The sequence below is a fragment of the Pseudomonas sp. genome, from assembly GCF_050739995.1.
Taxonomy (GTDB): domain Bacteria; phylum Pseudomonadota; class Gammaproteobacteria; order Pseudomonadales; family Pseudomonadaceae; genus Aquipseudomonas.
Genome location: NZ_JBOICG010000703.1, coordinates 22,152 through 29,203 on the forward strand (window position 1 = coordinate 22,152; position 7,052 = coordinate 29,203).

6 protein-coding genes are annotated in these 7,052 nt (G+C 60.4%); 3 read left to right on the forward strand and 3 right to left on the reverse strand.

Translation table 11 applies throughout. The features are described 5' to 3' along the window. Window positions 1-33 precede the first annotated feature (33 nt). A complete protein-coding gene (locus tag ACRESD_RS23835; protein WP_431753154.1) occupies window positions 34-2,844 on the reverse strand; it encodes an FAD-binding and (Fe-S)-binding domain-containing protein in 2,811 nt (936 codons plus the stop codon). 71 nt (window positions 2,845-2,915) lie between these two features. Further along, the gene (locus tag ACRESD_RS23840) at window positions 2,916-4,610 is read right to left on the reverse strand and encodes a lactate permease LctP family transporter (protein ID WP_431753155.1); all 1,695 of its coding nucleotides are present in this window, start codon (window positions 4,608-4,610) and stop codon (window positions 2,916-2,918) included. A 262-nt stretch (window positions 4,611-4,872) separates the two neighbouring features. Here ACRESD_RS23840 and ACRESD_RS23845 point away from each other — a divergent pair, with 262 nt between their 5' ends. Then, window positions 4,873-5,640 carry a GntR family transcriptional regulator gene (locus ACRESD_RS23845; RefSeq protein ID WP_431753156.1) on the forward strand — a complete coding sequence of 256 codons (768 nt, stop codon included), beginning with the start codon at window positions 4,873-4,875 and terminating at the stop codon, window positions 5,638-5,640. 34 nt (window positions 5,641-5,674) lie between these two features. Here ACRESD_RS23845 and smpB read toward each other — a convergent pair whose 3' ends face one another. After that, window positions 5,675-6,157, reverse strand: a complete 483-nt coding sequence (gene smpB / locus ACRESD_RS23850; RefSeq protein WP_060752280.1) for an SsrA-binding protein SmpB — start codon at window positions 6,155-6,157, stop codon at window positions 5,675-5,677. 166 nt (window positions 6,158-6,323) lie between these two features. Between smpB and ACRESD_RS23855 the strand changes: the two genes are divergently transcribed. Together ACRESD_RS23855 and ACRESD_RS23860 are read left to right on the forward strand one after the other, a co-directional pair. After that, the gene (locus ACRESD_RS23855) at window positions 6,324-6,758 is read left to right on the forward strand and encodes a type II toxin-antitoxin system RatA family toxin (protein ID WP_016973780.1); all 435 of its coding nucleotides are present in this window, start codon (window positions 6,324-6,326) and stop codon (window positions 6,756-6,758) included. Further along, the coding region (locus ACRESD_RS23860) for an RnfH family protein (RefSeq protein WP_431753157.1) at window positions 6,751-7,052 on the forward strand (302 nt) is incomplete at its 3' end. The genes ACRESD_RS23855 and ACRESD_RS23860, both read left to right, overlap by 8 nt.

The following is a 7,052-nucleotide window of genomic DNA, read 5'->3' on the forward strand; positions in this document are numbered from 1 at the left end:
GCCGGCGCGCCGGGGTTCTGTTTTTTTGCAGGTTTAATGTGCGCGGGCCTGGGTGACCCGGTCCACCAGGTACACCAGTCCGTGGTAATCGATGCCGCCATGCTGGCTCAGGCCGATCTCGCAGGTGCGGCTGGTGGAGATCCCTTCGCTGCAATATTGCACCGCGTCCTTGAGGGTTCGCAGTGAGTGGGCGTTGAGTTCCGGCGTGGTAAAGCCTTTGTCGCCGGCAAAGCCGCAGCAGTGGATGCCCTCAGGGATAACTACGGTTTTCGAGCAGCGCCGCGCCAGATCGATCAGTGCCTGGCTTTCGCCCAGGTGCTGTGTGCTGCACGTGACGTGCACGGCAATGGGTGCTTCCTGTGGGGTGAAGTCGAGGCGGTCCATCAGGTGTGTGCGTATGAAGCGCACCGGGTCGTAGAGGTCCAGGCGTGTTTCGCCGAGGTCTTGCACCAGCCGCAGGGTGCAGGGGCTGGTGTCGCAATAGATCGGGTCGAGGCCGCCACGGCTGGCGTGGAGCAGGGCGCCGATCAGTTCCTGACGCTTGTGTTCGGCCTGTTCTGCGTAACCCTTGGAGGCGAAGGGTTGGCCGCAGCACAGGTTGTCCTGGTTGTCGGGGAATACGACCTGATAGCCGGCTTTTTCCAGCAGTGCACGGGTCTTGTCGTACAGCGACATCTGCTCTTTATCACCCGCTGCAGGGCCCATGGCGCGTGAGACGCAAGCTGCCAGGTACACCACCCGTGGTCGCTCGTCGGTAACGGGTGGGCTAAAGCGAATGGCTTTTTCCGGCTGCGGCATGGCGTTGGTCCACTGCGGGATTTGGCCTTTGGACAGCTGGGTGACTTTCGCCGAGAGCTTCGCAAGACGCGGTGCGCCCAGCAGCATGCGCGCACCATTGGCAACGTGCAGTGTGAAGCGGGCACCTTGCAGGGCGGTGGCGAAATGGCTGGCCAGCCATTCGGCGGTTTTCGTACGGTCAGCGTCGCGAGCGCGCAGCTTTTTCACCAGGTCGCCGGTGTTGATGCCTACAGGGCAGCGCTGGGCGCAGAGTCCGGTGGCGGCGCAGGTGTCGATGCCTTGGTAGTGGTACGCGGCTTCCAGCTCGGTAGTGTCGATGCCCGCGCGTTTTTTGGCCTGGATGTCGCGCCAGATCACAATGCGCTGGCGCGGGCTCAGGGTCAGCCCCTTCGATGGGCACACGGGCTCGCAGAAACCGCACTCGATGCACTTATCCACAAGCTCATCAGCCGCTGGCAGGGGTTTCAGGTGCTTCAGGTGGATTTGTGGGTCTGCGCTGAGCACCACGTCTGGGTTGAGGATGCCGTTGGGGTCAAGCAGGCGTTTGAGCTGCCACATCAACTGATAAGCGTCGCTGCCCCATTCCAGCTCGACGAAAGGCGCCATGTTGCGGCCAGTGCCGTGTTCGGCTTTCAGCGAACCGCCGAATTCCACCGCCACAAGCTGCGCCACGTCGTCCATAAATGCTTGGTAGCGTGCGACTTCTTCGCTGCTGTTGAAGCCTTGGGTGAATACAAAGTGCAGATTGCCTTCCAAGGCGTGTCCGAAAAGGATCGCCTCGTCGTAGTGATGTTTGTCGAACAGTGCGATCAGGCGGTTCACGCCGATGGCCAATTGTTCGACGGGGAAGGTCACATCCTCGATGATCACCGTCGTGCCGGTTTTGCGCACGGCGCCGACGGCGGGGAAAGTGTCTTTGCGGATCGCCCACAGGCGCGCGTTTTCCAGCGGGTCTTCGGTGAAGTCGACCTGTTTTTCCACCGGGAACGGGGCCAGGGAGGCCATGATCAGCGTGAGTTGTTCCTGCAGCAGCGATGGCGACGCCGCGCGGGATTCGATCAGCAACGCGCAGGCGCTTTCTGATAGATGCTGTACGAAAGCCGGCATGCCTGGCTTGTTCTGCACCGAGCGCAGGCTGCGTCGGTCCAGCAACTCCACTGCCGAAACGGGCTGGGTTTTCAATACCGTTACCGCGTTGCAGCAGGTTTCGACGTCCGGGAATACGATCAGCGCCGACGCCTTGTTCGGATGATCAATCACCGTGTCGTACGTCACCGCGCTGATAAAGCCCAAGGTACCTTCGGAACCCACCAGCAGGTGGCTGAGGATATCCAGTGGCTCATCGAAATCTACCAACGCATTGAGTGACAGGCCGGTGGTATTTTTCAGGCGGTACTTGTGGCGGATCTTTGCCGCCAGCTCGGTATTTGCCCGCGTCTCGCGACCCAATGTCGCCAAACGTTCAAGCAGTGCGCCCTGTTGTTGTCGAAAGGCCGCGACACTGGCTGCATCTTCAGTGTCCAGACGGCTGCCGTCAGCCAGCACCAGGCGGATGCCTGCCAAGGTGTGGTAAGTGTTTTGCGCCGTGCCGCAGCACATGCCGCTGGCATTGTTGGCCACGATACCGCCGATCTTGCAGGCGTTGATCGACGCCGGGTCGGGCCCGATCTTGCGTCCGAACGGCGCGAGCCATGCGTTGGCCTGGGCGCCGATCACACCGGGTTGCAGGCGAATCTGCGTGCCTTGCCCACGAATCTCGCGGCCGTTCCAATTGTCGCCCAGCACGATCAGGACCGAGTCGCTGATGGCTTGGCCGGACAGGCTGGTGCCTGCTGCGCGAAAGGTCACCGGTACGCGGTCACGTTGGGCGAGTTGCAGCAGTGCAACTACTTCGTCCTCCGACTCTACGCGGATTACCAGTTGTGGGATCAGTCGGTAAAAGCTGGCGTCGGTGCCGAAGGCCAGGGTGGAAAGCGGGTCGTCGAAGCGTCGATCTTGCGGGATCAGTTGTGCGGCGTCGCGCAGAAAAGCAGCAGGCAGGCTCATCGGTCCTCCAGGAATAGTTGACGCCGCGACCGGGGTGCGGCGTCGATGCTTACCCTATTACGTGCAGGTCTTTAGTGCACCAACATACCGGTGAACCAGTAAGCCTGCGCCAGGGTGATCAGGCCGACGATGGTGGCGAAAAACAGGCTGTGCTTGAGGGTGAAGCGGAACAGGTCGGACTCCTTGCCCACCAGGCCGGTGGCGGCGCAGGCCACGGCGATCGACTGCGGCGAAATCATCTTGCCGGTCACGCCGCCACTGGTATTGGCGGCCACCAGCAGGGTGTCGTTGACGCCGATCTGGTGCGCGGTGGTGGCTTGCAGCGAACTGAACAGGGCGTTGGACGACGTGTCGGAACCCGTCAGGAAAACTCCCAGCCAGCCGAGGAAAGGTGAGAAGAACGGGAAGGCTGCGCCGGTGGCGGCCAATACCAATGCCATGGTCGACGACATGCCGGAGTAGTTGGTGACGAAGGCGAACGCCAGCACCATGCCGATGGACAGGATTGGCCAGCGCAGTTCGTAGAAGGTTTCCTTTAAAGTGGTCAGACCAGTTTTAAGGTCGATTTTCAGAACCAGCATCGAGACCAGTGCAGAGAAGAAAATCGCGGTGCCGGTGGCGGAAATTGGGTCCAGCTTGAACACGGCTGGGATCGCGGTGGGGTGGGTGACGATTGGGGCGACCTTGATCACCATTTGATCCAGGTGGGGGATCGCGAAGTTGAAGACCCAGCTGTACATGGAACCACCCGCAGCGAACATCGCCTTGAAGGGCTTGAGGGTCCAGATAGTGACCAGCACAGTCAGGATCAGAAACGGCGACCATGCTTTGAAAATCTGCCCCAGGCTGTAAGGCGAGGCGATTGTGCTGCGCGGCAGACCGAAGCCTCCGGCACTGGCGGTGACCGCTGCGCTGGACGTGGCGCCGGCAATCTGTGCGCCCGCAGTACGTTTGGGTTGCCAGACTTTCAGGAACAGGGTCAGGGCAATCAGGCTGGCCAGGGCCGACGTGATATCTGGCAGTTCCGGGCCAATGAAATTGGAGGTGAAGTATTGGGTGATGGCAAAGCTCAGGCCGGCCACGAGCGCTGCTGGCCAGGTTTCGCGAACGCCGCGCAGGCCGTCCATCATGAACACCAGCCAGAACGGCACGAACAGCGACAGCAGCGGCAATTGGCGGCCGGTCATGGCGCCGATCTTGAACGCATCGATACCGGTCACTTGGCCGGCGACGATGATCGGAATCCCCAGTGCGCCGAACGCGACCGGTGCAGTGTTGGCAATCAGGCACAAGCCAGCGGCGTACAGCGGGTTGAAGCCCAGGCCCACCAGCAGCGCGGCGGTGATTGCCACAGGGGCGCCGAAACCCGCTGCACCTTCCAGGAAGGCACCGAAGCAGAAACCAATCAGCAATACCTGCAGGCGTTGATCGTCGGTGATTGACAGGACCGAGCTGCGGATGATCTCGAATTGGCCGCTTTTGACCGTCAATTTGTAAAGGAATACCGCGGCGACGATGATCCACGCAATGGGCCACAGGCCATAGGCAAAACCATAACCAGCGGCGGCGAACGCCATGTCCACCGGCATCTGGAACGCGAAGATAGCGACCAGTATCGACAGTGCCAGAGTGATGCTCCCGGCGACGTGCCCTTTGAGGCGAAACACGGCCAGGGCCAGGAAGAAGAATACGATGGGGATAACGGCGGCCAGTGCGGACAGGCCGAGGCTGCCGAGAGGGCTGTAGAGCTGTTGCCAGGTTTGCATATGGGATGGCCCCTAATTGTTGTTGGTCAGGCACTATTCAGTCAGCTTGGATAATTGGTAATACCAATTTACAGTCGCTGTCGGCTAGAGTAAAAGCCTTGGCGTGGGTGTGTCAATTTGCCGCTCGCGAAACTTTGGTCGTAGCGCCGTGGACGAGGGGTTCTGGTTGGGCCAATCAAGAGCGTTCTGATAGGTGCTGCAAGCGCGGCGATAGGCCAGAATAGAGACCCCGGCGAGTGGTCGGGATGGCGGAGAGTGAGTTATGGGGTTTGATCAGGTGCGTCAGCGCCGTTTGTCTGACGATATTGTCGAGCAGCTTGAGGGCATGATCCTTGAGGGCACGCTTAAGTCAGGCGAGCGCTTGCCGGCCGAGCGTGCCCTGGCGGAGCAGTTCGGTGTGTCGCGCCCATCGTTGCGTGAGGCGATCCAGAAGCTGGCAGCCAAGGGGCTGTTGGTCAGTCGCCAGGGCGGCGGTAATTATGTGGCGGAGTCACTGGGGTCGACTTTCAGTGATCCACTGCTGCATTTGCTGGAAAACAACCCTGAGGCGCAGCGTGACCTGCTGGAGTTTCGCCAGACCCTCGAAGCGTCCTGTGCTTACTACGCGGCGTTGCGCGCCACCGAGGTCGACCGTGAGCGGCTGACCGCAGCGTTTGAGGCTTTACAGGATTGCTACACCCGGGCGGACGAGGTGAGCCGGTTGGAGGAGGGGGCGGCCGATGCGCGGTTCCACCTGGCGATTGCCGAGGCCAGTCATAACGCCGTGTTGTTGCACACCATTCGCGGGCTGTTCGATCTGCTCAAGCGCAACGTGGTGACCAATATCGGTGGCATGTACCAGCAGCGCACGGAAACCCGAGACATGCTGATCAGTCAGCATCGGGACTTGTACCTGGCGATTATCGAGGGGCGGGCCGAGCAGGCGCGGGAGGTTTCAACACGTCACCTGTTGTATGTGCAGGAAGTGTTGGAAGAAGTGCGTCAGGAGGTTCAGCGCGTAGCGAGGGCGGAGCGGCGTAAAGGCATGTAGCCTGGGGTGGCCCCAGGCTACATCGTCACAGGGGCTACTCTTCCTTGCCCTTGTTACGCACGGCGCGATGCAACTCACGGTTGGAGTCGCGCTCGCGCTCGGTATCGCGCTTGTCGTATTCCTTCTTGCCCTTGCCCAGCGCGATCTCGCACTTGACCAAGTGCTTGCTCCAGTACCAGGACAGGCAGACGCAGGCGTAGCCTTTCTGTTGTACGGCAGCGGCGAGCTTATCGATCTCGCGAGCATTGAGCAGCAGCTTGCGCGTGCGTACCGGATCGGCAATCACGTGGGTGCTCGCGGTGGTCAGCGGGGTGATATGACTGCCGAGCAGCCATGCCTCGCCATCCTTGAGCAGTACGTAGCTGTCGACCAGTTGCAGCTTGCTGGCACGCAGACTTTTTACTTCCCAGCCGGCCAGGACCAGACCAGCCTCGAACCGATGTTCGATGAAGTAATCGTGTCGCGCCTTTTTATTTTGCGCGATGGTCCCTGTGGGGTGTTTCTTTTGTTTAGCCATAGGGGCGGCATTATAGGGAGTTGCGAGCGTGTCGGCTACGGTCAACCAGCGTGCTTGAGCGTGTAGTGCGAATCCCGGACAATGTGGGCAGTTCTTTGATTTTTTTATCTCGCGAATCAGGCTGTTTTTTCGCGATGTTTGCCTCAGCAGTGGAAATAACGCTCACATGACGACGCATATTCAACGTTCGGCCCTGCTGCCCTATCCGGCTCAGGCGCTCTATGACCTGGTCAACGACGTGGCGCGTTACCCGGAGTTCCTGCCGTGGTGCTCCGCTGCCGAGGTTCTGGAGAGCAGTGATGAGCATATGGTTGCCAGTGTTGGGGTGGCGAAGGGCGGGCTTAGTCAACACTTCGTTACGCGCAATGTGCTGGTGCCGGGAAAGTCCATCGAAATGAACCTGCAGGAAGGCCCGTTCACTCAATTGCATGGGGTGTGGGTGTTCAAGGCGCTGACCGACAAAGCCTGCAAGATCAGCCTGGACTTGTCCTTCGATTACGCCGGTCCGATTGTGCGGGCGACGTTGGGCCCTCTATTCAATCAGGCTGCCAATACGTTGGTGGACGCATTCTGTCAGCGAGCCAAACAACTGCATGGTTGAGATTGAAGTGGTGTATGCCGCCGTGGATCGCCAGGTTTTGTTGGCGGTTGCGGTGCCGGCGGGCACGAGCTTGAGGGCTGCGGTGCAAGCGTCGGGGATTGCGGTGCAGTTTCCCGGGGTGAACTTGGCTGAATGTCCTTTGGGGATTTTCGGCAAGGTGGTTGAAAATCCGGATGGGCGTGCCGTAAACGCGGGTGACCGCATCGAGATTTACCGGCCGTTGCTGGCAGACCCTAAAGAGGTGCGTCGGCTGCGTGCCGCCAAGGCTGCAATGGCCAGGCAACAGGGTTCATA

Bases quoted from the DNA above. Each gene is read 5' to 3' on its own strand.
- ACRESD_RS23835 (WP_431753154.1), bottom strand. From the start codon at position 2,844: ATGAGCCTGCCTGCTGCTTTTCTGCGCGACGCCGCACAACTGATCCCG.
- ACRESD_RS23840 (WP_431753155.1), bottom strand. From the start codon at position 4,610: ATGCAAACCTGGCAACAGCTCTACAGCCCTCTCGGCAGCCTCGGCCTG.
- ACRESD_RS23845 (WP_431753156.1), top strand. From the start codon at position 4,873: ATGGGGTTTGATCAGGTGCGTCAGCGCCGTTTGTCTGACGATATTGTC.
- smpB (WP_060752280.1), bottom strand. From the start codon at position 6,157: ATGGCTAAACAAAAGAAACACCCCACAGGGACCATCGCGCAAAATAAA.
- ACRESD_RS23855 (WP_016973780.1), top strand. From the start codon at position 6,324: ATGACGACGCATATTCAACGTTCGGCCCTGCTGCCCTATCCGGCTCAG.